Annotated in this window: 22 protein-coding genes and 1 riboswitch; of the genes, 14 read left to right on the top strand and 8 right to left on the bottom strand. The window is 60.2% G+C overall.

Features of this window, described 5'->3' with window-relative positions; all coding sequences use genetic code 11:
- Positions 1-112: 112 nt before the first annotated feature.
- Complete coding sequence (gene tkt, locus ACKZ62_RS01515; protein WP_095185105.1) at positions 113-2,110, bottom strand: transketolase; 1,998 nt, start codon at positions 2,108-2,110, stop codon at positions 113-115.
- A 272-nt stretch (positions 2,111-2,382) separates the two neighbouring features.
- Between tkt and ACKZ62_RS01510 the strand changes: the two genes are divergently transcribed.
- The 5 genes from ACKZ62_RS01510 (at position 2,383) to ACKZ62_RS01490 (ending at position 7,375) form a co-directional block, all read left to right on the top strand.
- Positions 2,383-3,378 (top strand): ArsR/SmtB family transcription factor, encoded by a 996-nt coding sequence (locus ACKZ62_RS01510; RefSeq protein ID WP_095185106.1) that lies wholly within the window; start codon positions 2,383-2,385, stop codon positions 3,376-3,378.
- 18 nt (positions 3,379-3,396) lie between these two features.
- Positions 3,397-4,587, top strand: a complete 1,191-nt coding sequence (gene metK, locus ACKZ62_RS01505) for a methionine adenosyltransferase (protein ID WP_032884058.1) — start codon at positions 3,397-3,399, stop codon at positions 4,585-4,587.
- A 214-nt stretch (positions 4,588-4,801) separates the two neighbouring features.
- Positions 4,802-5,152: a DUF1090 family protein gene (locus ACKZ62_RS01500; protein WP_032884059.1), complete on the top strand. Its 351-nt coding sequence runs from the start codon at positions 4,802-4,804 to the stop codon at positions 5,150-5,152.
- A gap of 95 nt (positions 5,153-5,247) precedes the next feature.
- Complete coding sequence (gene ligB / locus ACKZ62_RS01495) at positions 5,248-6,912, top strand: NAD-dependent DNA ligase LigB (protein ID WP_447096242.1); 1,665 nt, start codon at positions 5,248-5,250, stop codon at positions 6,910-6,912.
- A 67-nt stretch (positions 6,913-6,979) separates the two neighbouring features.
- Positions 6,980-7,375 carry a DUF1090 domain-containing protein gene (locus tag ACKZ62_RS01490; RefSeq protein ID WP_032884062.1) on the top strand — a complete coding sequence of 132 codons (396 nt, stop codon included), beginning with the start codon at positions 6,980-6,982 and terminating at the stop codon, positions 7,373-7,375.
- Positions 7,376-7,381: 6 nt separating this feature from the next.
- Here ACKZ62_RS01490 and ACKZ62_RS01485 read toward each other — a convergent pair whose 3' ends face one another.
- Positions 7,382-7,831: a c-type cytochrome gene (locus ACKZ62_RS01485; RefSeq protein ID WP_032884063.1), complete on the bottom strand. Its 450-nt coding sequence runs from the start codon at positions 7,829-7,831 to the stop codon at positions 7,382-7,384.
- 128 nt (positions 7,832-7,959) lie between these two features.
- On the opposite strand from ACKZ62_RS01485, the gene mltA reads away from it, so the two are divergent.
- Entirely contained in the window at positions 7,960-9,147 is a 1,188-nt protein-coding gene (mltA, locus tag ACKZ62_RS01480) for a murein transglycosylase A (RefSeq protein WP_099601680.1), read from the top strand.
- 57 nt (positions 9,148-9,204) lie between these two features.
- Here the strand turns inward: mltA and ACKZ62_RS01475 are convergent, their stop codons facing one another.
- Positions 9,205-9,591 (bottom strand): MAPEG family protein, encoded by a 387-nt coding sequence (locus ACKZ62_RS01475; protein WP_032884065.1) that lies wholly within the window; start codon positions 9,589-9,591, stop codon positions 9,205-9,207.
- Between the two features lie 205 nt (positions 9,592-9,796).
- On the opposite strand from ACKZ62_RS01475, the gene ACKZ62_RS01470 reads away from it, so the two are divergent.
- The gene (locus ACKZ62_RS01470) at positions 9,797-11,056 is read left to right on the top strand and encodes a cation:proton antiporter (RefSeq protein WP_032884066.1); all 1,260 of its coding nucleotides are present in this window, start codon (positions 9,797-9,799) and stop codon (positions 11,054-11,056) included.
- Here the strand turns inward: ACKZ62_RS01470 and ACKZ62_RS01465 are convergent.
- Together ACKZ62_RS01465 and ACKZ62_RS01460 are read right to left on the bottom strand one after the other, a co-directional pair.
- Positions 11,050-11,937, bottom strand: coding sequence for a formate/nitrite transporter family protein (locus ACKZ62_RS01465; RefSeq protein WP_032884067.1), 888 nt, complete (start codon positions 11,935-11,937; stop codon positions 11,050-11,052). The genes ACKZ62_RS01470 and ACKZ62_RS01465 overlap by 7 nt on opposite strands.
- Before the next feature lie 77 nt (positions 11,938-12,014).
- The gene (locus ACKZ62_RS01460) at positions 12,015-12,419 is read right to left on the bottom strand and encodes an acyl-CoA thioesterase (protein WP_032884068.1); all 405 of its coding nucleotides are present in this window, start codon (positions 12,417-12,419) and stop codon (positions 12,015-12,017) included.
- A gap of 198 nt (positions 12,420-12,617) precedes the next feature.
- Positions 12,618-12,724: riboswitch (S-adenosyl-L-homocysteine riboswitch) on the top strand.
- Between the two features lie 21 nt (positions 12,725-12,745).
- On the opposite strand from ACKZ62_RS01460, the gene ahcY reads away from it, so the two are divergent.
- The 5 genes from ahcY (at position 12,746) to ACKZ62_RS01435 (ending at position 19,313) form a co-directional block, all read left to right on the top strand.
- Positions 12,746-14,155, top strand: coding sequence for an adenosylhomocysteinase (gene ahcY / locus ACKZ62_RS01455; protein WP_032884071.1), 1,410 nt, complete (start codon positions 12,746-12,748; stop codon positions 14,153-14,155).
- A gap of 177 nt (positions 14,156-14,332) precedes the next feature.
- Complete coding sequence (gene metF, locus ACKZ62_RS01450) at positions 14,333-15,178, top strand: methylenetetrahydrofolate reductase [NAD(P)H] (protein ID WP_032884515.1); 846 nt, start codon at positions 14,333-14,335, stop codon at positions 15,176-15,178.
- An 83-nt stretch (positions 15,179-15,261) separates the two neighbouring features.
- Positions 15,262-16,344, top strand: coding sequence for a hypothetical protein (locus ACKZ62_RS01445; RefSeq protein WP_032884073.1), 1,083 nt, complete (start codon positions 15,262-15,264; stop codon positions 16,342-16,344).
- Positions 16,345-16,407: 63 nt separating this feature from the next.
- Complete coding sequence (locus ACKZ62_RS01440) at positions 16,408-17,199, top strand: substrate-binding periplasmic protein (RefSeq protein WP_032884074.1); 792 nt, start codon at positions 16,408-16,410, stop codon at positions 17,197-17,199.
- Between the two features lie 221 nt (positions 17,200-17,420).
- On the top strand, positions 17,421-19,313 hold the full coding sequence (locus tag ACKZ62_RS01435) for an RNA helicase RhlE2 (RefSeq protein WP_032884076.1): 1,893 nt from the start codon (positions 17,421-17,423) through the stop codon (positions 19,311-19,313).
- A gap of 94 nt (positions 19,314-19,407) precedes the next feature.
- Here ACKZ62_RS01435 and ACKZ62_RS01430 read toward each other — a convergent pair whose 3' ends face one another.
- Entirely contained in the window at positions 19,408-19,986 is a 579-nt protein-coding gene (locus tag ACKZ62_RS01430) for a YceI family protein (protein WP_095185113.1), read from the bottom strand.
- 32 nt (positions 19,987-20,018) lie between these two features.
- A complete protein-coding gene (locus ACKZ62_RS01425; RefSeq protein WP_032884081.1) occupies positions 20,019-20,570 on the bottom strand; it encodes a cytochrome b in 552 nt (183 codons plus the stop codon).
- Positions 20,571-20,842: 272 nt separating this feature from the next.
- Between ACKZ62_RS01425 and ACKZ62_RS01420 the strand changes: the two genes are divergently transcribed.
- Positions 20,843-22,249 carry an adenosylmethionine--8-amino-7-oxononanoate transaminase gene (locus ACKZ62_RS01420; RefSeq protein WP_032884084.1) on the top strand — a complete coding sequence of 469 codons (1,407 nt, stop codon included), beginning with the start codon at positions 20,843-20,845 and terminating at the stop codon, positions 22,247-22,249.
- Between the two features lie 32 nt (positions 22,250-22,281).
- Positions 22,282-23,001: a 16S rRNA (uracil(1498)-N(3))-methyltransferase gene (locus tag ACKZ62_RS01415; protein WP_447096241.1), complete on the top strand. Its 720-nt coding sequence runs from the start codon at positions 22,282-22,284 to the stop codon at positions 22,999-23,001.
- A 73-nt stretch (positions 23,002-23,074) separates the two neighbouring features.
- On the opposite strand, the gene ACKZ62_RS01410 is transcribed toward ACKZ62_RS01415, so the two are convergent.
- A complete protein-coding gene (locus tag ACKZ62_RS01410) occupies positions 23,075-23,977 on the bottom strand; it encodes a transporter substrate-binding domain-containing protein (RefSeq protein WP_095185115.1) in 903 nt (300 codons plus the stop codon).
- Positions 23,978-23,986: the final 9 nt, after the last annotated feature.

Below are 23,986 nucleotides of genomic sequence, written 5' to 3'. Positions count from 1 at the left end.
TGCTGAATGCACTATCGCCATCGCGGGCAAGCCCGCTCCCACATTAGACCGCGATCCAAATGTGGGAGCGGGCTTGCCCGCGATAGCGCCAGTTCAGACAACGCAGACTGACTTAGTCTTCCAGCAGCTCTTCAGCCTGACCCAGGATGTTTTCCAGGGTGAAACCGAACTCTTCGAACAAGGCTGGAGCCGGCGCCGACTCACCGTAGGTGGTCATGCCGATCACGCGGCCTTCCAGGCCCACGTACTTGTACCAGTAGTCGGCGTGAGCCGCTTCGATGGCGATACGCGCGCTGACCTGCAACGGCAGGACCGATTGCTTGTAGCCAGCATCCTGGGCTTCGAACACGCTGGTGCACGGCATGGACACAACGCGCACGTTACGGCCTTGGGCAGTCAGCTTGTCGTAGGCCTGAACGGTCAGGCCCACTTCGGAACCGGTGGAGATCAGGATCAGCTCCGGCTCACCCACGCAGTCTTTGAGCACGTAGCCGCCACGGCTGATGTCGGCGATCTGTGCGTCGGTACGCACTTGGTGCTGCAGGTTCTGACGGGAGAAGATCAGCGCCGAAGGGCCGTCTTTACGCTCGATGGCGTGCTTCCATGCCACGGCGGATTCCACCGCGTCGGCTGGGCGCCAGCAATCCAGGTTCGGCGTGGTGCGCAGGCTGGTCAGTTGCTCGACCGGCTGGTGCGTCGGGCCGTCTTCGCCCAGACCGATGGAGTCGTGGGTGTAGACATGGATCACACGCTTCTTCATCAGCGCAGCCATACGTACCGCGTTGCGCGCGTATTCCATGAACATCAGGAAGGTCGCGCCGTAAGGCACCAGGCCGCCGTGCAGGGACACGCCGTTCATGATGGCGCTCATGCCGAACTCGCGCACGCCGTAGTACATGTAGTTGCCGCTGGCGTCTTCGGCCGAGACACCTTTGCAACCTTTCCACAGGGTCAGGTTGGAACCGGCCAGGTCAGCCGAACCGCCGAGGAACTCAGGCAGCAGTGGGCCAAAGGCGTTCAGGGTGTTCTGGCTGGCTTTACGGCTGGCGATGGTCTCGCCCTTGGCCGCGACTTCGGCGATGTAGGCCGAGGCTTTTTCCGAGAAGTCGGCAGGCAGGTCGCCAGCGAGGCGGCGAACCAGCTCATTGGCCAGCTCTGGGAATTCGGCGGAGTAGGCAGCAAAACGCTGGTCCCACTCGGCTTCGGCCGCCAGGCCTTTTTCCTTGGCGTTCCATTCGGCGTAGATGTCGGCCGGAATTTCGAACGGGCCGTGGTTCCACTTCAGCGCTTCACGGGTCAAGGCGATTTCCGCGTCACCCAGTGGGGCGCCGTGGCAGTCTTCTTTACCTTGCTTGTTCGGCGAACCGAAGCCGATGGTGGTCTTGCAGCAGATCAGGGTCGGCTGCGCGCTCTTGCGAGCGGTGTCGATGGCAGTCTTGATCTCTTCCGGATCGTGGCCGTCGACATTGCGGATCACCTGCCAGTTGTAGGCTTCGAAACGCTTAGGGGTGTCGTCGGTGAACCAGCCTTCGACTTCGCCGTCGATGGAGATGCCGTTGTCATCGTAGAAGGCGATCAGCTTGCCCAGACCCAGCGTGCCGGCCAGCGAAGCGACTTCGTGGGAAATGCCTTCCATCATGCAGCCATCACCCAGGAACACGTAGGTGTGGTGATCGACGATGTCGTGGCCAGGGCGGTTGAATTGCGCGCCCAGGACTTTTTCAGCCAGTGCGAAACCTACGGCGTTGGCCAGGCCTTGGCCCAGGGGACCGGTGGTGGTCTCGACGCCTGGGGTGTAGCCGAACTCAGGGTGACCCGGAGTGCGGCTATGCAGCTGGCGGAAGCTCTTGAGGTCATCAATGGTGACGTCGTAGCCGGTCAGGTGCAGCAGCGAGTAGATCAGCATCGAGCCGTGGCCGTTGGACAGCACGAAGCGGTCACGGTCGGCGAAGGACGGGTTGCTCGGGTTGTGTTTCAGGTAATCACGCCAAAGTACCTCGGCGATATCCGCCATGCCCATCGGGGCACCGGGATGGCCGCTGTTGGCTTTTTGCACGGCATCCATGCTGAGGGCACGAATGGCGTTGGCACGCTCACGACGGCTGGGCATCGCTGTTCTCCTGAGGATTTTGAAGAGTGAATGATTAAAAGAAACGGAAAAAAGGACCGGCATTTTCCCTCAGCCACCGCCTGCGGGCAATGACAGATAGTCACTTGTGGCTGTTTTTCCTGTGCTTTGCGCGGCAATCGCCTGCATTGACCGCCTACTTGTTCGTCTAAAAGTTATAGCGGCTGCTTATAACCGCCACTTATCGATCAATATCAAAACTTTTTGATATTGACCTTGCGAGGATATCCACCCGTCACTAGACTGCTGCCCTTATGAATCTACCCGTGCCCTCACTGCGTCCCGACGACGGCGATGAACTGGCAGCCTTGTGCAAGGCCGCTGGCGACCCGTTGCGTCTGAACGTCTTGCGCGCACTGGCAAACGATTCCTTCGGCGTACTGGAACTGGCGCAGATCTTCGCCATCGGCCAGTCCGGCATGAGCCACCATTTGAAGGTGCTGTCCCAGGCCGACCTAGTGGCCACACGCCGCGAAGGCAATGCAATTTTTTACCGCCGCGCCCTGCCCCACACCGACCTGCTCGGCGGCAAGCTGCACGCCGCCCTGCTCGAAGAAGTCGACAACCTGAGCCTGCCAACCGACGTACAGTCGCGTATCGGCCAGGTTCACGGGCAACGCGCAGCGGCGAGTCAGGATTTTTTCGCACGGGTGGCTGAGAAGTTTCGCGCGCAGCAAGACTTGATCGCCGGCCTGCCGCAGTACCGCGACAGCGTGCTGGCGCTATTGGACAAGCTGAGCTTCAGTGATGAGGCGACCGCGTTGGAAGTCGGGCCTGGGGACGGCGGTTTTCTGCCGGAGTTGGCGCGCCGCTTTCATCAGGTAACCGCGCTGGACAACAGCCCGGCGATGCTCGAACTGGCGCGCCAGTTGTGCGAGCGTGAATCGCTGCGCAATGTGACCCTGCAACTGGCTGACGCCTTGAGCGGCACACAGATCAAAGCCGACTGCGTGGTGCTGAACATGGTCTTGCACCATTTCGCCGCCCCCGCCGACGCGTTAAAGCAAATGGCCGGGTTGCTGCACCCCGGCGGTAGCCTGTTGGTTACGGATTTATGCAGCCACAACCAGAATTGGGCCAGGGAGGCCTGCGGTGATCTCTGGTTGGGTTTTGAACAGGACGATCTGGCCCGTTGGGCCACCGCTGCGGGGCTCGTTCCCGGGGAAAGCCTCTATGTAGGCTTACGTAATGGTTTCCAGATCCAGGTTCGCCATTTTCAGCGACCGGCTGGCGACACTCACCATCGGTAATATCAGGAAAACATCGAGATGAGCGAATACTCCCTTTTCACCTCCGAGTCCGTGTCTGAAGGGCATCCGGACAAAATCGCCGACCAGATTTCTGATGCGGTGCTGGACGCCATCATTGCTGAAGACAAGTTCGCCCGTGTGGCGTGCGAGACTCTGGTGAAAACCGGTGTAGCGATCATCGCTGGCGAAGTGACCACCACCGCCTGGGTTGACCTGGAGCAGATCGTACGTGACGTGATCACCGACATCGGCTACACCAGCTCCGACGTCGGCTTCGACGGCGCGACCTGCGGCGTGATGAACATCATCGGCAAGCAGTCCCCGGACATCAACCAGGGTGTCGACCGTGCCAAGCCGGAAGACCAGGGTGCCGGCGACCAGGGCCTGATGTTCGGCTATGCCAGCAACGAAACCGACGTGCTGATGCCTGCACCGATCACTTTCTCGCACCAGTTGGTACAGCGCCAGGCCGAAGCCCGCAAATCCGGCCTGCTGCCATGGCTGCGCCCGGATGCCAAGTCCCAGGTGACCTGCCGCTATGAAGGCGGCAAAGTCGTCGGTATCGACGCTGTTGTATTGTCGACCCAGCACAACCCGGACGTGTCCTACGCCGACCTGCGTGAAGGCGTGATGGAGCTGATCGTCAAGCACGTACTGCCGGCCGAGCTGCTGAGCAAAGACACCCAGTTCCACATCAACCCGACTGGCCAGTTCATCATCGGTGGCCCGGTGGGCGACTGTGGCCTGACCGGTCGCAAGATCATCGTCGACAGCTACGGCGGCATGGCTCGTCACGGCGGCGGCGCGTTCTCCGGTAAAGATCCGTCCAAGGTTGACCGTTCGGCCGCTTACGCAGGTCGTTATGTGGCCAAGAACATCGTTGCTGCCGGCTTGGCCGAGCGTTGCGAGATCCAGGTGTCCTACGCCATTGGTGTGGCCCAGCCTACGTCGATCTCGCTGAATACCTTCGGTACCGGCAAGATCAGCGACGACAAGATCGTTAAGCTGGTGCGTGAGATCTTCGACCTGCGCCCTTACGCGATCACCACCATGCTCGACCTGCTGCACCCGATGTACCAGGAAACCGCAGCCTACGGCCACTTCGGCCGCACCCCGGAGCAGAAGACCGTCGGCGACGACACCTTCACCACCTTCACGTGGGAAAAAACCGACCGCGCCAACGACCTGCGCACCGCCGCCGGCCTGTAAGTACGCGTTGCACCCAAAAGCCCTGCCGGGTTCGCCCGGCAGGGTTTTTTATTGCCTGCGCGATCACCTTCACATTTTTTGGATCCAAACCTTGCAGGCCCAATGATGGCCCTCTAGAATCCGCGCCCTCTCGGGCCCTCTACCTTATTTGGATATTGCCCTGCGTCAGCCCGGGATAGACACGCGCGCAGGCAATCGAACATTGAGGTTTTTCATGCGCATCTCCACGCTCGCCCCTGCTGCCCTTCTGCTCAGCCTGTTCGCCCTGCCGGCCCACGCCGCCGACCTGAGCGCACTGAGTGGCGCCCTGAGCTCCCAGTTGGGTGGCGGTAACTCCGGCGACTGCCAGAAGCAAGCCGCAGACCTGCAAACCAAAATCGATGCGGCCGAAGCCAGCAAAGACACCTTCAAAGTGAAGGCCTTCAAAGCGGCGCAAGACCAGATCAACAAAGGTTGTGACAAACTGTCTGAAGCCCAGGCCAAAGCCGATGCCAAGCAGCAAACCCAGGAAGCCAAGGCTGACAAGCCGGATGCCGTGAAAGCCTTGGGCGGTCTGTTCAAGTAAGCAGAAACACCCGGTAAAAAGCCCCGCACTGTCGGGGCTTTTTTGTGGCCGGGAGGTTCATTTAGGCTGGGCACCCTTTCCGAGCAAGGATGCTCATGATGCGTTTACTGATTGCCCTGTCACTCAGCGCGTTGCCCTTTTTGGCATGGGCCGAAGCCTGTACCGATGAGGCCAGAACCCAGGTCGACACCCTGGCCGAACAGGTCCGTCTGTGGGACGACAGCTACCACCGCCTCGGCCAATCACCCGTCCACGATGAACTCTACGACCAAGCCCGCCAGCGCCTGGCCCATTGGCGCCAGTGCTTCCCTCAAACCCTCGCAAAACCTGAAAACCCGCTGGCCGGCGCTCGGGGCACCTTCCGGCATCCCGTTGCTCATACCGGCCTGGAAAAACTGCTGGATGAACAGGCCGTCGGTGCCTGGCTCGATAGCCGACAAGACGTGTGGATTCAACCCAAGGTCGACGGGGTTGCAGTGACGCTGGTGTACCGTCAGGGCCGGTTGGAGCAAGTGATCAGCCGCGGCGATGGCGCACTTGGTCAGGACTGGTCAGCTTCCGCCCGCAGGATCCCTGGCATTGTCCAGCAGTTGCCGGAGCCCATCGACGTGGTACTGCAAGGCGAGCTCTATTGGCGCTTGGACGACCACGTGCAATCGACCACTGGTGGGCTCAATGCCCGCAGCAAGGTGGCCGGCCTGATGAACCGTCGACAGCTGAGTGACGCCGACGCCGCTGGTATAGGCCTGTTTGTCTGGGCCTGGCCGGACGGCCCAAGCGTATTTACCGAGCGCCTGGCAACCCTGGCACGATGGGGTTTCATCGACAGCCTGCGTTACAGCCAGCCCATCCGAACTCTCACCGAAGCCGCGCACTGGCGCATGTATTGGTACAACCACTCACTGCCCTTCGCCAGTGATGGAGTGGTGCTGCACCAAGCATCACGAGCGCCCGGCAAGCGCTGGCAAGTCAGCGCCCCCTATTGGGCGGTCGCCTGGAAGTACCCGACTTCCAAGGCGCTGGCTCTGGTACGCAAGGTGCAGTTCAAGATCGGCCGCACGGGGCGCATCACCCCCATTCTGGAGTTGGAGCCGGTGCGGCTGGACGATCGGCAGATCCGCCGGGTCAGCGTCGGCTCCTTGAAACACTGGCAAGCGCTGGATATTCGCCCTGGCGACCAAGTATCCATCAGCCTGGCGGGCCAGGTGATCCCTCGGTTGGACCACGTGATCCTGCGCAATCCCACGCGGATCGACCTGCCAGTGCCCGACCCGCGAGACTTTCACGCCCTGAGTTGCTGGCAACTGGACCCAGGCTGCGAAGAACAGTTGCTCGCACGCCTGACCTGGCTGAGCAGCAACCAGGGCCTGGCGTTACCGCACATGGGGCGCGAGACGTGGAACGTATTGATCCAGGCCGGTCTAATCGCATGCTTTCTCGATTGGTTAACCCTGGATGCGGCAGAGCTTGCTAACATTGATGGCTTGGGTGAGCGCAGCCGCACCCGACTGCTCGACAGCCTTCACAGCGCTCGGCAACGACCCTTTGCACAATGGCTAAAAGCCTTGGGTGTGCCGCCTGCGGCCCGCAGCAACCTGGAAGGAAACTGGCAGACACTGGTTGCCAGAGACACCCAGGCCTGGTTGGAGATCGATGGCATAGGTCCGGCTCGTGCAGCGCAACTGAGCGCTTTTTTTCGCGACCCGCAGGTACAGTCCTTAGCTGAAACATTACGTGTGGCCGGAATAGACGGGTTTTGAACGCGCCCCCAGCCACCTTTAAACCACCGCAGAATTCACCCTGCCCTTTGCGAATCTGGAGCTCCACATGAAATTCCTCGCCCCTTTTGCCCTGCTGACCGTCGCAAGCTTTATGGCCACGCCGCTGCTGGCCGCCGAAGAAGCCCCCCAACTCACTGGCTGCGCCGCTAAGCGCCAAGCCATCAGCACCCAGATCGAACAAGCCAAGGCCCATGGCAACAGCGACCAACAAGCCGGCCTGGAAAAAGCCCTGAGCGAAGTCACCGCCAATTGCACCGACGCCTCGCTGAGGAAGGAGCGGGAAAACAAGGTGCTCGACGCCAAGCACGACGTCAGCCGCCGTCAGGCGGACCTCGACAAGGCAATGAAAAAGGGCGACGCGGAGAAGATCAACAAGCGTAAGGACAAACTTGCCGAGTCCCGCAAGGAACTGCAGGACGCCGTGGAAGAACTTGACCAGTAAAACCGGTCAGTGGTCCCGAAACTGTTTATGGCAGGCACTGCAGGCATCTTCGACTTTCTGTACGGCAGGGGAAAGGTTACTGGCCTTGTAGGGCTGCACTTGGCTGGCGATCACCAATTCACCGGTGGCCGCCTCCAGGTCGCGGGCCAACTGCTGGAATTGCGCTTGTTTTTGCCACACGTCATCCTTGGCGCTGGTGTGATCTTCCTCGCGCACGCTCGGAAAGTGTTTCCAAGGTTCATGGGACAACGCATCGAGCTTGACCGCGCCCTCAGCGAATTTCGCGCCGTCGAACGCAATGCGTCCGCGCAACATGCCGCCCAGGTCTTCGCCGGTCTTGAGCATCTGCTTGAAGATCGCCTTGCGCTGGCCCAAGGGCGAATTCGGATCAACACCGCCGCAGGCAGACACTGCCAGGCAGGCCAACAATACAACCGTCAATTTTTTAAAAGTCATGGTGGCTCAGGGTCACGGGAAACGGCGGCCAGTATCCTCGCCCCACCCGCAAAGACCAATAGCCCTATTAATAATAAGGGTTGCCCAACGGCGCTACGGCGCGGGCAACCGTTTCAGGAATTACATGTATGAGTCTCACATTGAAACCCTGGAGCCGCCGCCTGGCATGGGCTCTGCCGATGATTGCGCTGCTGGCCGGCTGCGACGCGGGCAAGGACACCGGCAAAGACACGGCCAAAGATGAAGTTGCCAAACCCCACGCCGTCGCCACCTATGTAAACGCACCTTGGGAAGCACTGCCGGCGGTGTCCGACAGCGACCTGCTGGCCGGCTTTGAGTCCTGGCGCAGTGCTTGCCAACGCCTGAAGGCCGACCCTGTATGGGGCGCGACCTGCGCGGCAGCGGCCAGTGTGCCGGGCAATGCTGTGGCGGTGCGAGGCTTTCTCAAGGAGCGTCTGGATGTGTTCGGCTTGCGCTCGTCCGAGAACACCCCTAACGGTTTGATCACCGGCTACTACGAACCGGTCTACCCCGGCAGCCTGACCAAGACTGCCACCGCCCACGTGCCGGTGTATGGCGTGCCGGATGACCTGATCATCGTCAACCTGGAAAGCATTTATCCTGAACTGAAAGGCAAGCGCCTGCGCGGTCGTCTTGAAGGTCGCGTGCTCAAGCCTTATGACGATGCCAGCGCCATCAACGGCCAAGGCTCCACAGCTAAGCCGATCGCCTGGCTGACCAACCCGATGGACCTGCAATTTCTGCAAATCCAGGGTTCAGGCCGCATTCAATTGAAAGACGGGCGCCAACTGCGCGTCGGTTACGGCGACCAGAACGGCTATCCCTACCGCCCTATCGGCCGCTGGCTGGTGGAGCAAGGCGAGTTGAAAAAAGAAGACGTGACCATGGGCGCCATCAGCGCCTGGGCGAAGGCGCACCCGGAGCGAATCCCGGAACTGCTGGCGAGCAACCCCAGCTACGTGTTCTTCAGTGCTCGCCCCGACAGCAACGAAGGCCCACGTGGCTCGCTGAACGTGCCGTTGACCGCTGGCTACAGCGTGGCGGTGGATCGCAAAGTCATCCCGCTGGGCAGCCTGCTGTGGCTGTCGACGACAAAGCCCGATGGTTCGCCGATCGTTCGACCGGTCGCGGCCCAGGACACCGGCGGTGCAATTACCGGTGAGGTGCGTGCGGATTTGTTCTGGGGCACCGGCGATGCGGCAGGTGAGCTGGCGGGGAACATGAAGCAGCAAGGGCAAATCTGGATGCTATGGCCCAAGGGCGCAGCGTTGCCGCAGGTGCCGGAGATACTCTAGATCAACTGTGGGGGCGGTTGGACTTGCCGCCCCTCACAAGTGGATCTGCGTCACGGCTCAGATCGAGACAAAGAAGAAACTCGCAATCAACGCCATGCCCACGAACCACACCAGTGAACGCAGGATCGCCCAGTCGGCCACGTAGCAAATGATGTACAAGAGGCGGCTGGTGATAAACAGCACGGCCAGTACATTGATGGTCACCAGTTCGGCCGTACCCGCCAGGTGCGCGATAATCACCGCCGCCGCAAATGCCGGGGTGACTTCAAAGCTGTTGAGCTGGGCGTTGTGGGCGCGCCGAGCGAACCCATCGAGAGTCTCCAGAAAAGCGCGAGGGTCATGGTTCTGCCGAGGCCCGAACTTGCCCTGACTGAACTTGGCCAACCCTGTGCACAGGTAAGGCAAGAAAATTGCGATCAACACACACCAGAAAGCTACCGTCATCACTGATTCCCTTTTAGTTTTCTATTTTTAATTTGAAACAGAAATTAGAGTTTTAGCACCAATTCTGGCAAGCCGCACCCACCGCTATGAGCCGCCACACGCCAAAAGGTTCTACCGGTGTTTTGCGCCCTGCCTGCAACCTCAGGCCGCTGCGGCGGTCCATCCACCCACTCATGACTGATCTTTCCCACTCCAAGGACCCCGGATGCTTGAACTTGTCGCCGCCTTCATTTGCCTCACCACCCTGCTCACCTATGTGAACTTCCGTTTTATCGGACTGCCGCCCACCATCGGTGTGATGGTCACGGCCCTGCTGTTTTCCCTGATCCTGCAAGGCTTGAGCGTGCTCGGCTACCCAGGCCTTGAGGAGCGTATCCAGCAACTGATCGGCCAGATCGACTTCGGCGACTTGCTGATGAACTGGATGCTGTCATTCCTGCTGTTCGCCGGCGCTTTGCACGTCAACCTCAACGATCTGCGCAGCTACCGCTGGCCCATCGGCCTGCTGGCAACCTTCGGCGTGTTGATCGCTACCGTAGTGATCGGCAGTCTGGCGTACTACATTTTTGCCCTGTTCGGCTGGCACGTGAGCTTCCTCTACTGCTTGCTGTTCGGCGCACTCATCTCGCCCACGGACCCGATTGCGGTACTCGGTGTATTGCGAACCGCCAATGCGTCGAAACCGCTGAAAACCACCATCGTCGGCGAGTCGCTGTTCAACGACGGTACAGCGGTGGTGGTATTTACCGTGCTGCTGGGCATCGCACAATTGGGCGAGACGCCTACCGTGGGCGCCACAGCCATGTTGTTTGTCCATGAAGCCGTTGGCGGCGTGGCGTTCGGGGGGCTGATCGGTTATCTGGTCTACCTGATGATCAAGAGCATCGAACAGCACCAGATCGAAGTCATGCTGACCCTCGCCCTGGTGATCGGCGGCTCAGCGATGGCCACCGAGCTGCACGTCTCCGCCCCGATTGCGATGGTGGTGGCCGGGCTGATCATCGGTAACCTCGGGCGCAAGCTGGCGATGAACGACATGACCCGTCGCTACCTGGACGGTTTCTGGGAATTGCTCGACGACATGCTCAACGCTCTGCTGTTTGCGCTGATCGGCATGGAATTGCTGCTCTTGCCGTTCAATTGGCTGCACGTATTCGCGGCCAGTTTGCTGGCAGTGGCGATCCTGCTCTCACGCCTGCTAACTGTGGCCCCGGCGATCCTGCTGCTGCGCCGCTGGCGTACCGTGCCGCGCGGCACCATCCGCATCCTCACCTGGGGCGGCTTGCGCGGCGGGGTTTCGGTGGCACTGGCTCTGGCCCTGCCACTGGGGCCGGAGCGCGATCTGCTGCTGAGCATCACCTACATCGTGGTACTGTCGTCGATCCTGCTGCAGGGTTTGAGCATCGGCAAACTGGTCAAACGCGTGACCCGGGACGACCCCCAGGCCACGCCTGACGCTCACTGATCCTTGTCGATAGGTTGCGGATGCCTTGGGTCCGCAGCCTTCTTACCCGGCAAGCTGCCTTCACTGCGAATCTGCGCATGGCTGATCAAGGCAAAGATAAAGCTGCCACCGATGATATTGCCGGCCAGAGTCGGGCCGGCAAACACCAGCCAGAAATCCTTCCACGGCAACTCGCCGGCGAATACCAGATAAGACACTTCCGCAGACCCCACCACGATATGGGTGAAATCCCCCAGCGCCATCAGATAGGTGATCAGGATAATGATCCACATCTTGGCGCTTTCCATCGACGGGATCATCCACACCATGGTGGCGATCATCCAGCCGGAGACGATGCCTTTGGCAAACATCTGGCCGGTGTCGTTCTCCATGATCTTGCGCCCGATTTCCAGGAAGGCCTGGTCGGTCTTTGTGTCGAAGATCGGCAAGTGCAGCATCACATACGCCACCAACAGGGTGCCGCAAAGATTACCCACCAGCACCACCGACCACAGCCGCAACAGGCGCCCGGCATTACCAAAGGTCGGCTTGCTCATCACCGGCAGCACCGCGGTCAGGGTGTTTTCGGTGAACAGTTGCTGCCGCGCAAGGATTACCGCGAGGAATCCCGCGCAGTAACCGAAGCTGGCAATCACCTTGAAGGCTTCACCCTCGGGAAGACGTGAATTGAGCAATCCCATGGCCATCAGCGACAGGCCCATGGTCAGTCCGGCCGCCAGTGCCGACCACCACAAAGCGGCAACACTGCGCTCCAGCTCCTGATCTCCCTGGGTGCGGATAATTTCATGCAGGACCGCCGCGCGGGGCGGCTGGTTGTCGTCAACGTCCTGTTGCTCTTCCTGGGATAAGTTGGGGGTCTTGCCGTCTTGTTGCGTGGCCATGGCGATACCTGAACGGGGGGGCGGTGTTCAGGTACGACCTATGGCCGATCAATAGCGTTCACTGGTCCGACGCAGGATTATTCGCTGACGCCGTCGTCCTGGAACTGGTCTTTGACGTACTTGATCTCGGTACGCCCGTGAGGCGCCGGCAATCCGTCTTCGCCGAGGTTGACGAAGACCATTTTCTCAACCGTGAGGATGCTCTTGCGGGTGATCTTGTTGCGCACTTCACAGGTCAAGGTGATGGAGGTGCGGCCGAACTCGGTGGCGGTGATGCCCAGTTCGATGATGTCGCCCTGGCGCGAGGCACTGACGAAGTTGATTTCGGAGATGTACTTGGTCACCACCCGTTGGTTGCCCAGTTGAACAATGGCGTAGATGGCTGCTTCTTCGTCGATCCAGCGCAGCAGGCTGCCACCGAACAGGGTGCCGTTGGGGTTGAGGTCTTCAGGTTTTACCCATTTGCGGGTGTGGAAGTTCATGGTCACTCCAAAGCGTCTTGCCGAATGATGGGCGACATCATGGCAGAGCCCAGGCCCAAGCTCTATGAGCCATTGCCTATCAAGCCCATGAACGATCTTCATGCCGCCGACAGAAAGGCTTGGGAAGTCTGGCGCACACGGCTATAATCGCCCCCGTTTCAAAACGGTCATCTTCGATTGATACCGTTCTCCCGCCACCTGTCCGAGGGGCGCTGCAGCAGGCTAGGCCTGTCAGGCTCGGATGGGGCGTTGTCCGGCCTGATTCCCCTGGCCTGATACTAAACGCACAACGGCGCCCATTCGCACACTACGAATGGAGGCTCTTCATGAGCGCTGTCAACACGCCTGCAGATTTCACCGACTACAAAGTCGCCGACATGTCCCTCGCTGCCTGGGGCCGTCGCGAAACCTTTATCGCCGAATCCGAAATGCCAGCCCTGATGGGTCTGCGCCGCAAGTACGCCGCTGAGCAACCACTCAAAGGCGCGAAGATCCTCGGCTGCATCCACATGACCATCCAGACTGCCGTGCTGATCGAAACCCTGGTTGCCCTGGGTGCCGAAGTACGCTGGTCGTCCTGCAATATCTTCTCGACTCAAGACCAGGCCGCCGCAGCTATCGCCGCTGCCGGTATCGCGGTTTATGCCTGGAAAGGCGAGACCGAAGAAGAGTACGAGTGGTGCCTGGAACAAACCATCCTCAAAGATGGCGCGCCTTGGGACGCCAACATGATCCTCGACGACGGCGGCGACCTGACCGAGCTGCTGCACAAGAAATACCCGGCGATCCTGGACCGTGTCCACGGCGTCACCGAAGAAACCACCACCGGCGTACACCGCCTGCTGGACATGCTGGCCAAGGGCGAGCTGAAGATCCCGGCCATCAACGTCAACGACTCGGTGACCAAGAGCAAGAACGACAACAAGTACGGCTGCCGTCACAGCCTGAACGACGCCATCAAGCGCGGCACCGACCACCTGCTGTCGGGCAAGCAAGCCCTGGTGATCGGCTACGGTGACGTGGGTAAGGGTTCGTCCCAGTCCCTGCGCCAGGAAGGCATGATCGTTAAGGTCTCCGAAGTCGACCCGATCTGCGCCATGCAAGCCTGCATGGACGGTTTCGAAGTGGTTTCGCCGTTCATCGACGGCGTCAATGACGGCACCGAAGCGAGCATCGACAAAGCCCTGCTGGGCAAGATCGACCTGATCGTGACCACCACCGGTAACGTGAATGTTTGCGACGCGAACATGCTCAAAGCCCTGAAGAAGCGCGCCGTTGTCTGCAACATCGGTCACTTCGACAACGAGATCGACACCGCTTTCATGCGCAAGAACTGGGCATGGGAAGAAGTGAAGCCGCAGGTACACAAGGTTCACCGTACCGGCGCTGGCGATTTCGACCCGCAGAACGATGACTACCTGATCCTGCTGGCCGAAGGCCGTCTGGTTAACCTGGGCAACGCAACCGGCCACCCGAGCCGCATCATGGATGGTTCATTCGCCAACCAGGTACTGGCCCAGATCTTCCTGTTCGGCCAGAAGTACGCCGACCTGTCGCCAGCCCAGAAAGCCGAGCGCCTGACCGTGGAAGTACTGCCGAAGAAACTCGACGAAGAAGTGGCCCTGGAAATGGTCCGCGGCTTCGGCGGCGTAGTGACTCAACTGACCAAGACCCAGGCCGACTACATCGGCGTGACCGTCGAAGGCCCGTTCAAGCCGCACGCTTACCGCTACTGATTTGCCTGTGCCCGCTCTCTATCTTAAGGGGAGCGGGCTTTATGTGGGAGCGGGCTTGCTCGCGAATGCGGTGTTTCAGTCAACTTATTCTTCACTGACATACCGCATTCGCGAGCAAGCCCGCTCCCACATTGGCGGTGTACACACTCCGGCTTCTGAGTTTTAAAGGGTATGACCATGTCCCAAGACCGTCGCTACAGCTTCGAGTTCTTTCCCACCAAGACCGATGCTGGGCATGAAAAACTGATGGCGACTGCCAAACAGTTGGCAAGCTACAACCCCGACTTCTTCTCCTGCACCTACGGCGCTGGCGGCTCGACCCGTGATCGCACGATCAACACCGTGTTGCAGCTGGAAAGCGAAGTCAAAGTTCCCGCCGCGCCGCACTTGTCGTGCGTGGGCGACAGCAAGGACGACCTGCGCGGCCTGCTGACCCAATACAAACAAGCCGGCATTCAGCGCATCGTCGCCCTGCGCGGCGACTTGCCCTCCGGCATGGGCATGGCCAGCGGTGAGCTGCGCTACGCCAATGACCTGGTGAGCTTCATCCGTGAAGAAAGCGGCGATCACTTCCATATCGAAGTGGCGGCTTATCCGGAGATGCATCCTCAGGCGCGCAATTTCGAAGACGATCTGCAGAACTTCGTACGCAAGGCAAACGCGGGCGCCGACAGCGCGATCACTCAGTACTTCTTCAACGCCGACAGCTACTTCTATTTCGTCGAGCGCGTACGGGCCATGGGTGTGAACATCCCGATCGTGCCGGGCATCATGCCGATCACCAACTACAGCAAGCTGGCACGTTTCTCGGACGCCTGCGGTGCCGAAATCCCACGCTGGGTGCGCAAGCAACTGGAAGCCTATGGCGACGACGTCAAGAGCATTCAGGCGTTCGGCGAACAGGTCATCAGCGAAATGTGTGAACGTTTGTTACAAGGTGGCGCGCCAGGGTTGCACTTCTATACCCTGAACCAGGCTGAGCCGAGCCTCGCTATCTGGAACAACCTTAAACTGCCACGCTAAGCCGGTTTAATAGCAGTTCCCGGCCCTCGTTATCACGGGGGCTTTTTTCGTCTACATGTCCCCGGAAAGGAAGCCAGCAGTAAATGAATACAGCGTCCCCGACTCCTCGCCCCCAGCTGATTTACCTGGTATTCGGCGCCGAGACCTACCATCAGGAAGCCGTATTCAGCATCGCCAGTGCCGTTGCCCAACTGGGCGGGCCTCAGGACATGCCGTTAGACATCCAAGTGTTCAGCGACAACCCGGCCCCGTACCGTGGCTTGCCAGTACAGGTCCACACATTGGACAGCGCCACGCGACAACGCTGGAGCGAACCCCACGGCTACCATTTCCGTACCAAACATGTGCTGTTGCGTCAGGTGCTGGAAACGGCGGAACTGGCGCTGCTGATCGACACCGATACATTTTTCCACGACTCGCCCATGGCATTGTTCGAGCGCGTAACACCGGGCACCGTGCTGTGCAACGCCTTCCAGGCCAAGTATGGCGACAACCGCGAAAGCGTACTGTATGAAGCCCTGGCCAAGTACCTGGCCGACAAAGGCCTCGCCGACGATGATATGTGGCTGCTCAACTCAGGCGTGATGGGCTTGACCCGGCAAGACGCGCACATTCTGGACCGTTCGATCGAGTTGATGGATGAGCTGTTCCCCATGGCCCACGGCGCCTACACCCTCGAAGAGTTCTGCCTGTCAGTAGCCGCGTACCGCACGCTCAACGTGCGCCAGTGCCCGGACCTGATCCATCACTATTGGAGCCGCAAGCAGTTGTTCCGGGCCAAGGTCAAGGCGTGGGTAACCAAGCATGCCGCCGACCCTCTCTGCACCCAGGCCCTGGCCGATACACGCAAGGTCTCCGCCCACCTGCCCCGCCCACCACGCTTGCAGCGCCTGATGTACAAACTGATCACCCTGGCGCTGCCCAAGCGCAAGCAGCAGTTCATCCGTGAGATTCTCTACGGCTGCTACGAGCACGAAAATGAATTCGACAAGGCCTGCGGCCCAGTTTGGTGGGAAAAAGCCCTTCAAAACCAGGAAGAACGCCAGAAATGCCCGGTGGACGCACACCAACTCGAACACTGGTTCGCCAACCCCGTGGTGCGCCTGATTCTGGGGGAGCGACGCGCAGCCATCTATGAACACCTGATGACCTCGCCCACAAAATAGGGCGGCCCGCAGAAGCTTAAGCCAGAGCTTCTCTTTAACGCACGGGCGTCGTAACCTCAGGGCATGCCTGTCATTCTGAAGCTGTTGATCGCCGCGTTTTTCACTTGCCTGAGCCTGGCCGCTTACGGCGAGAAACTGCGCATTGTCACCGAGCCCTGGGCGCCTTATGTGTATGAAGAAGACGGCGCCATGCACGGGCTGGATTACGAAACGACGGTGATCGTATTCCAGCGCCTGGGGGTCGAAGTGCAATGGCAGTTCCTGCCCTGGAAGCGCTGTCTGGCCATGCTTGATCAAGGCCATGCCGATGGCGCGCTGGATATTTTCCACAGCCACGACCGCGACGCCCTGCTGCTGTACCCCAGCGAACCGCTGTCGGAAGTGGAGTTCGTAATGTTCTACGCCAACGACCGTCCGCATCCGGTCCAAAGCCTCGACGACTTGCGTGGCCTCACAGTCGGCACGTCGCCAGGCTACCTGTACGGATTACCCTTCAGCGACTCCACCTTATTCAACCGCGAGCCGGCCCCCAGCCATGAAGCCAACTTCGGCAAATTACTGCTGGGGCGCATCGACCTTGTGATCACCGACCGCCGGGTTGGCCAGCACGTGATCAAGACACTGGGCCTGGAAGGCAAGGTCAGCCAGGCCCCCGTTGTCGTCAGCCGCCAGCAGCAGTACCTCGCCGTACGTCGTGGCGCAGGCATGGACCTGCTGGTGCAACGCTTTGCCGCCGAGCTCAAACGCTTCAAACAGGAGCCGGCCTACACGGCATTGAGCGCCAAATATGGTGGATTCGAAGCGATTACGGCGTCCGGACACACCGTTGAGCAGCAGGAAAGCGGCGCACCGTGATTGCTCTGCTATACTCCGGCCTTCCCGCCAGGCTTACGCCCGGCCGCTGAGGTCTTGAAAAAGGCACCCAACCCCGCTACTGCGCAGCTTTCAGCCCGCGCGAGCCGGTGGAGTGCCCGCCAGACGCAGCAGGACCGGACGGGATTGCGCTCCCCTAAGCGCCATTCACGCCCGGCAAGATTATCCCTTTGGGCCAAGCCCTAACTAAAACAGGATTACTCATGTCCTTTGCTTCCCTCGGTCTCTCCGAGGCTTTAGTCCGCGCCATCGAGGCAGCGGGCTATACCGAGCCTACTCCGGTGCAACAGCGGGCCATTCCCGCCGTGTTGCAAGGTCGCGACCTGATGGTTGCGGCTCAGACAGGTACTGGTAAAACCGGCGGCTTCGCCCTCCCGATTCTGGAGCGGTTGTTCCCCAACGGTCACCCGGACAAATCCCAGCGTCACGGCCCGCGCCAACCACGCGTACTGGTTCTGACCCCTACCCGCGAACTCGCCGCCCAAGTGCACGACAGCTTCAAGCTGTATGCCCGCGACTTGAAGTTCGTCAGCGCCTGCATCTTCGGCGGCGTCGGCATGAACCCACAGGTTCAGGCCATGTCCCGTGGTGTTGACGTGCTGGTGGCATGCCCTGGTCGCTTGCTCGACCTGTGCGGCCAAGGCAGCGTCGATTTGTCCCACGTGGAAATCCTCGTGCTGGACGAAGCCGACCGCATGCTCGACATGGGCTTTGTCCATGACGTGAAAAAAGTCCTCGCCCGCCTACCGGCCAAACGTCAGAACCTGCTGTTCTCGGCAACGTTCTCCCAAGACATCACCGCCCTGGCCGGCAAGCTGCTGCACAACCCGGAGCGCATCGAAGTCACGCCGCCGAACACCACGGTCGAGCGTATCGAGCAACGAGTCTTCCGCTTGGCCGCCAGCCACAAGCGCTCGCTGCTGGCCCACCTGATCACCCACGGTGCGTGGGAGCAGGTGCTGGTGTTCACCCGTACCAAACACGGCGCCAACCGCCTGGCTGAATACCTGGACAAGCACGGCCTCACCGCCGTCGCCATCCACGGGAACAAGAGCCAGAACGCGCGCACCAAAGCCCTGGCTGACTTCAAGGCCGGCAGCGTACGCATCCTGGTAGCGACCGATATCGCTGCACGCGGACTGGATATCGACCAGTTGCCACACGTGGTCAACTTCGAGCTGCCAAACGTCGATGAAGACTATGTGCACCGTATCGGCCGTACTGGCCGTGCCGGTCGTTCGGGTGAAGCCATTTCCCTGGTAGCACCGGACGAAGAAAAACTGCTGAAAAGCATCGAACGCATGACCAAGCAGAAAATCGCCGACGGCGACCTGATGGGCTTTGATGCCAGCGCTGTAGAGGCCGAAAAGCCTGAAGTGCGCGAGCGTCCTGACGTGCGTAACCCACGCAACCCACGCGGTCCGAAGGGCGATGGCCCGAACGGCGGCGGTGGTGGCGGTGGTCGTCGCGACAAAGGCAAAGACAAAGGCGGCAAGGAAAAAGCGCCAACCAACGGCCGTGGCGAACGCCCAGCCCGCGAGCAGAAGCCTCGTGAAGGTACCCCGGCCCGTGAACAGCGTCAGCCGAGCCAACCGCCGCGCGCTGCAGCCGACCGTGCCCCGGACGAATTCCTCGACGACGACGTGGATAACTTCGGTAACCGCGTCGACTACGTGCCACAGGCCAAACCGGCCCAAGGCCGTGGCCGTCGTCCAGGTGCCCCAGCACAGGGCGCCGGCGCAGGCACTGGCGCACCCCGCGGCGGCCAGCCACAGGGCGCACGCCAGAACGGTCCGCGCAACAGCAGCGGCGGCACCACCGGCACCCCGCCTGCCAAACGCAGCGGCCCGCGTAGCGGTGCACCGCGTGACGGCCAGGCCCGCCGCGAAGATTCGCGCAGCAACAACCGCCGCCCAGCCCGTGACGACCAGCCTCGTTCGTCCGAGCCAGCCGTGCAAAACCCGCGCGGTGGCCCAGCGCCGAAGATCATCCACAAGGAGTCGAAAGCTGACCGCTTCCCGACACCTGAGCAGTTGGATCAACTGCCAGGCCGCCCTCGTGGTGAAAAACCAGCGCTGCTGACTCGCAACCGCTGAGTTTCAAAGCTCCATAAAAAATGCCCCGCCTCTTTCGAGACGGGGCATTTTTTTGGACTCAACAAAAAAGAATGAGCCCTGCTGTGGGCAGAAATTACTTCTGCTTAACACCTTCCAGCGAGATGTCCAGGTTAACAGTCTGCGAAGACGGGCCCGGGCCTTTGATGCCAAAGTCGTTCAGGTCCAGCGTAGTGGTGGCGTTGAAGCCCGCACGCTCGCCGCCCCATGGATCCTTGCCTTCACCGTTGAAGGTAGCCTTGAAGGTCACAGGCTTGGTCACGCCGTGGAACGTCAGGTCGCCGGTCACGTCAGCAGTTTTTTCGCCGGTGGATTTAACAGCGGTAGATACAAACTTGGCGTCAGCAAACTTGGCAACGTCCAGGAAGTCCTTGCTGCCGATGTGCTTGTCACGCTCAGCGTGGTTGGACCACAGGCTGGCGGTTTTCACGTCGACGGCGATTTTGCTGGCTTCAGGCTTGGCGGAATCCCAGCTGAACGTACCATCCCAGTCCTTGAAGGTACCGTGGATGAAGCTGTAGCCCAGGTGGCTGATTTTCCAGTCGATGAAGGCGTGTTGGCCTTCCTTGTCGATTTTGTAGTCAGCGGCCATCACCTGACCTGCAGACAGCAGCGCTGTACCGATTGCCAGAGCGGCGAGGGTCTTCTTCAACATGCTTTATATTCCTTGTGAGTCGAGGTTGAACATCAGGCTTTGCGCCCCAGCATTCGCGTGAGGGTCGCATCACGATCGATAAAGTGGTGTTTCAACGCAGCCACGCCGTGCAAGCCGGCGAAAACCACGAGCACCCAGGCCAGGTACAAATGCACCAAGCCCGCGTTGTCTGCCTGGTCCGGTAGACCGGAAACCACGGCAGGAATTTCAAACAGGCCAAACACCGGGATACCGACACCATCGGCGGTGGAAATTAGGTATCCGGCAATCATCACGGCAAACAGCCCGAGATAAAGGAACGCGTGGCCGAACGCGGCACCGATGCGGGTCAAGCGGCTGTAACTGGCCAACGGCGGTGGTGGCGGGCTGATCAGGCGCCAGACGATACGCACCAGCATGATGGCGAACAGCGTGATGCCAATGCTCTTGTGCAGGTCCGGCGCGTCTTTGCGCCAGGCGCTGTAGTAGTCGAGCCCAACCATCCACAAACCCAGGGCGAACAGACCGAACACAACCAGGGCCACACCCCAGTGCAAAATCATACTGACCCAGCCATAACGGGCCGGTGAGTTACGTAGCTGCATGTACTTAATCCCGTAAGAGCTGCGCCCAAGACTAGCGATTTACCTATCGAATTAAAGCGGAAAATTTTGCTTTGAAATATCGAGAAATACGATCTAGAGCGTATGCACAATAAGTTAACCAAGGATTAAGGACTATCCCTAACAAACGTGACAGTCCGTCCCGCGTTTACTCCGAATTCCCCACAATGGCTTGTGACCCAGGCCTCCATTGCATAGGCTTGCGCGATTGTTTCGCCTGCGCCGTTCGCAGGACCGCTTCGAGGAGATCACCGATGGGCTTGAACAACCAGTGGATGCAACGCGACCTCGCCGTGCTGTGGCATCCCTGCACCCAGATGAAAGACCACCAGCAGCTGCCGCTGATCCCGATCAAGCGCGGGGAAGGCGTCTGGCTGGAAGACTTCGAAGGCAAGCGCTACCTCGACGCTGTCAGCTCCTGGTGGGTCAACGTGTTCGGCCACGCCAACCCACGCATCAACCAACGCATCAAGGACCAGGTCGACCAACTGGAACACGTGATCCTCGCCGGCTTCAGCCACCAGCCGGTGATCGAACTGTCCGAACGCCTGGTCGCGATGACCCCTGAAGGCCTGACCCGATGCTTCTATGCCGATAACGGTTCGTCATGCATCGAAGTCGCGCTGAAGATGAGCTTCCACTATTGGCTCAACCGCGGTTTGCCGAACAAAAAGCGCTTCGTCACCCTGACCAACAGTTACCACGGCGAAACCATCGCCGCGATGTCAGTGGGCGACGTGCCGCTGTTTACCGAAACCTACAAGGCGCTGCTGCTCGACACCATCAAGGTGCCAAGCCCGGACTGCTACCTGCGCCCCGAGGGCATGAGCTGGGAAGAACACTCGCGCACTATGTTCCTGGCCATGGAACAGACCCTGGCCGACAACCATGACACCGTCGCCGCCGTGATCGTCGAGCCACTGATCCAGGGCGCAGGCGGCATGCGCATGTACCACCCGGTGTATCTGAAGCTGCTGCGCGAAGCCTGCGACCGCTACGGCGTGCACCTGATCCACGACGAAATCGCCGTGGGCTTCGGCCGTACCGGCACGATGTTCGCCTGTGAACAGGCCGGCATCCGTCCGGACTTCCTGTGCTTGTCCAAGGCCCTCACCGGCGGTTACCTGCCGTTGGCGGCGGTGGTCACCACAGATGATGTCTACGACGCCTTCTACGACGACTACCCGACCCTGCGCGCGTTCCTGCACTCCCACAGCTACACCGGCAACCCGCTGGCGTGCGCGGCGGCCCTGGCGACCCTGGATATATTCGAAGAAGACAACGTCATCGAAAACAACAAGGCCCTGGCCCAGCGTATGGCAACCGCCACTGCCCACCTGGTCGATCATCCCCATGTGTCGGAAGTGCGCCAGACCGGCATGGTATTGGCCATCGAAATGGTCCAGGACAAGGCCACCAAAACCGCCTATCCGTGGCAGGAGCGCCGTGGTTTGAAGGTGTTCGAGCATGCCCTGGAACGTGGTGCGCTGCTGCGGCCATTGGGCAGCGTGGTGTATTTCCTGCCGCCGTATGTGATTACGCCGGAGCAGATCGACTTCCTCGCCACCGTTGCCAGCGAAGGCATCGATATCGCGACCAATAGCAAGGTCAGCGTCGCCGTGCCAAAAGACTTCCACCCAGGCTTTCGCGACCCGGGCTGATGGTTCCTACCTAAATTCTTCAGAGAACAGACATGAGACTGTCCCGCTTTTTCACCGACACCCCGCTGAGCCTCGGTGACCATGAACTGCCAGAAGCCCAGGCGCATTACATCAGCCGCGTGCTACGCATGGTCGAGGGCGACGCCGTGCAATTGTTCGACGGCTCCGGCCTGGAGTTTCGCGGCACATTGCTGGAGGTCGGGAAAAAACGCGTCACCGTACAACTCACCGAAAGCTTCACGGGCCAGACCGAATCGCCACTGCACATCCACCTTGGCCAGGGCCTTTCCCGGGGCGAGCGCATGGATTGGGCAATCCAGAAAGCCACTGAACTGGGGGTCAACGAAATCACCCCGATTTTCAGCGACCGCTGCGAAGTGCGACTCAAGGACGAGCGCGCTGACAAACGCCTGCTGCACTGGCGCCAGGTGGCGATCAGTGCGTGCGAGCAATGCGGGCGTTCGACGGTGCCGGTGATTCACCCACCGCTGTTGCTGGCGGACTGGCTGAAGCAGGTCGAGGCGGATCTGAAGCTGGTGCTGCACCCGGTGGCAGAGCCGATGGTCAGCCATGCCAAGCCTGCGAGCCTGGCGTTTCTGATCGGGCCGGAAGGCGGGTTGACTGACAATGAAGTCGACACCGCCCAAGCCGCCAGCTTCCATGCCGCCCGTCTCGGCCCACGGGTGCTACGTACCGAGACCGCGCCAGTGGTAGCGCTGGCCGTCGCCCAACAACTCTGGGGCGACTTCTAGCCCACAGCTGCAAAAACGATCGTAATGCGGGAGGGACTTGCTCCCTCCCACATTTAGATTCGGTTACCCCTTCTTACTCCACCGGATCACTCACCGGCTTGGCAATAATCGCCTTCAACTCGCTGGTCATCGGGAATTCCAGGTTCAAGCCCTTGGGCGGAATCGGCTGTTCAAACCAGCGCTGGTAAATCCCGTTGATCTCCCCCGAGCGGTACAGGTCGCCGAGGGTCTCGTTGACCACCGCAAGAAACTGCGGATCGTCCTTGCGCACCATGCAGCTGTAGATCTCCCGCGACTGCTCCTCGCCCACCACCACCCATTTGTGCGGGTCCTTGGCTTTGGCGCGTTCGCCGTAGAGGAGCGCGTCGTCCATATAAAACGCCACGGCGCGGCCCGTCTCCAGCATCTTGAACGCTTCGCCATGATCCTTTGCGCTGATCACGAACATATTGGTTTTGTGCTCGGCGTTGTAGCTCTTGAGAAAACGTTCGTTGGTGGTGCCGGCGGTGGTCACCACGTTCTTGCCGGCAAGGTCGGTGAAGCCTTTGATGCCGCTGTCTTTAGCCGTCAGCAACTGGCCTTTCACATAAATAAACCCATAGGAAAATGCCACCTGCTTCTGGCGCTCGGCGGTCACTCCGGTGGAACCGCATTCCAAGTCAACGGTGCCGTTCTGCACCAGCGGAATTCGCGTCTGGGACGTCACGAGGTTGTACTTCACCTTGAGGTCGGCCACTCCGGTTTTCTGCTGGATGCGCTCGACAATCTTGCTCGACAGGTCCACCGAATAACCCATGGGTTTGCCGCTGTGATCCCCCACATAGGAAAACGGCACCGACGCATCGCGATAGCCCAGGGTGATGGACTTGGCGTTGGCGATCTTGCTCAACGTGCCGTTCAGCGCCGGTTCATTTGCCTGAACCTGAGCCCCAAACAACAGCCCCACGGTACAACCGGTCAACAGGATTTTTTTCATTGTTCTACT

This window comes from Pseudomonas sivasensis, from assembly GCF_052938085.1.
Note: the sequence above shows the minus strand (reverse complement) of the source record. Positions and strands in the feature narration are given on the sequence as shown.

Coding starts and splice junctions, on each gene's coding strand:
- tkt (WP_095185105.1), bottom strand. CDS start 2,110: ATGCCCAGCCGTCGTGAGCGTGCCAACGCCATTCGTGCCCTCAGCATG.
- ACKZ62_RS01510 (WP_095185106.1), top strand. CDS start 2,383: ATGAATCTACCCGTGCCCTCACTGCGTCCCGACGACGGCGATGAACTG.
- metK (WP_032884058.1), top strand. CDS start 3,397: ATGAGCGAATACTCCCTTTTCACCTCCGAGTCCGTGTCTGAAGGGCAT.
- ACKZ62_RS01500 (WP_032884059.1), top strand. CDS start 4,802: ATGCGCATCTCCACGCTCGCCCCTGCTGCCCTTCTGCTCAGCCTGTTC.
- ligB (WP_447096242.1), top strand. CDS start 5,248: ATGATGCGTTTACTGATTGCCCTGTCACTCAGCGCGTTGCCCTTTTTG.
- ACKZ62_RS01490 (WP_032884062.1), top strand. CDS start 6,980: ATGAAATTCCTCGCCCCTTTTGCCCTGCTGACCGTCGCAAGCTTTATG.
- ACKZ62_RS01485 (WP_032884063.1), bottom strand. CDS start 7,831: ATGACTTTTAAAAAATTGACGGTTGTATTGTTGGCCTGCCTGGCAGTG.
- mltA (WP_099601680.1), top strand. CDS start 7,960: ATGAGTCTCACATTGAAACCCTGGAGCCGCCGCCTGGCATGGGCTCTG.
- ACKZ62_RS01475 (WP_032884065.1), bottom strand. CDS start 9,591: ATGACGGTAGCTTTCTGGTGTGTGTTGATCGCAATTTTCTTGCCTTAC.
- ACKZ62_RS01470 (WP_032884066.1), top strand. CDS start 9,797: ATGCTTGAACTTGTCGCCGCCTTCATTTGCCTCACCACCCTGCTCACC.
- ACKZ62_RS01465 (WP_032884067.1), bottom strand. CDS start 11,937: ATGGCCACGCAACAAGACGGCAAGACCCCCAACTTATCCCAGGAAGAG.
- ACKZ62_RS01460 (WP_032884068.1), bottom strand. CDS start 12,419: ATGAACTTCCACACCCGCAAATGGGTAAAACCTGAAGACCTCAACCCC.
- ahcY (WP_032884071.1), top strand. CDS start 12,746: ATGAGCGCTGTCAACACGCCTGCAGATTTCACCGACTACAAAGTCGCC.
- metF (WP_032884515.1), top strand. CDS start 14,333: ATGTCCCAAGACCGTCGCTACAGCTTCGAGTTCTTTCCCACCAAGACC.
- ACKZ62_RS01445 (WP_032884073.1), top strand. CDS start 15,262: ATGAATACAGCGTCCCCGACTCCTCGCCCCCAGCTGATTTACCTGGTA.
- ACKZ62_RS01440 (WP_032884074.1), top strand. CDS start 16,408: ATGCCTGTCATTCTGAAGCTGTTGATCGCCGCGTTTTTCACTTGCCTG.
- ACKZ62_RS01435 (WP_032884076.1), top strand. CDS start 17,421: ATGTCCTTTGCTTCCCTCGGTCTCTCCGAGGCTTTAGTCCGCGCCATC.
- ACKZ62_RS01430 (WP_095185113.1), bottom strand. CDS start 19,986: ATGTTGAAGAAGACCCTCGCCGCTCTGGCAATCGGTACAGCGCTGCTG.
- ACKZ62_RS01425 (WP_032884081.1), bottom strand. CDS start 20,570: ATGCAGCTACGTAACTCACCGGCCCGTTATGGCTGGGTCAGTATGATT.
- ACKZ62_RS01420 (WP_032884084.1), top strand. CDS start 20,843: ATGGGCTTGAACAACCAGTGGATGCAACGCGACCTCGCCGTGCTGTGG.
- ACKZ62_RS01415 (WP_447096241.1), top strand. CDS start 22,282: ATGAGACTGTCCCGCTTTTTCACCGACACCCCGCTGAGCCTCGGTGAC.
- ACKZ62_RS01410 (WP_095185115.1), bottom strand. CDS start 23,977: ATGAAAAAAATCCTGTTGACCGGTTGTACCGTGGGGCTGTTGTTTGGG.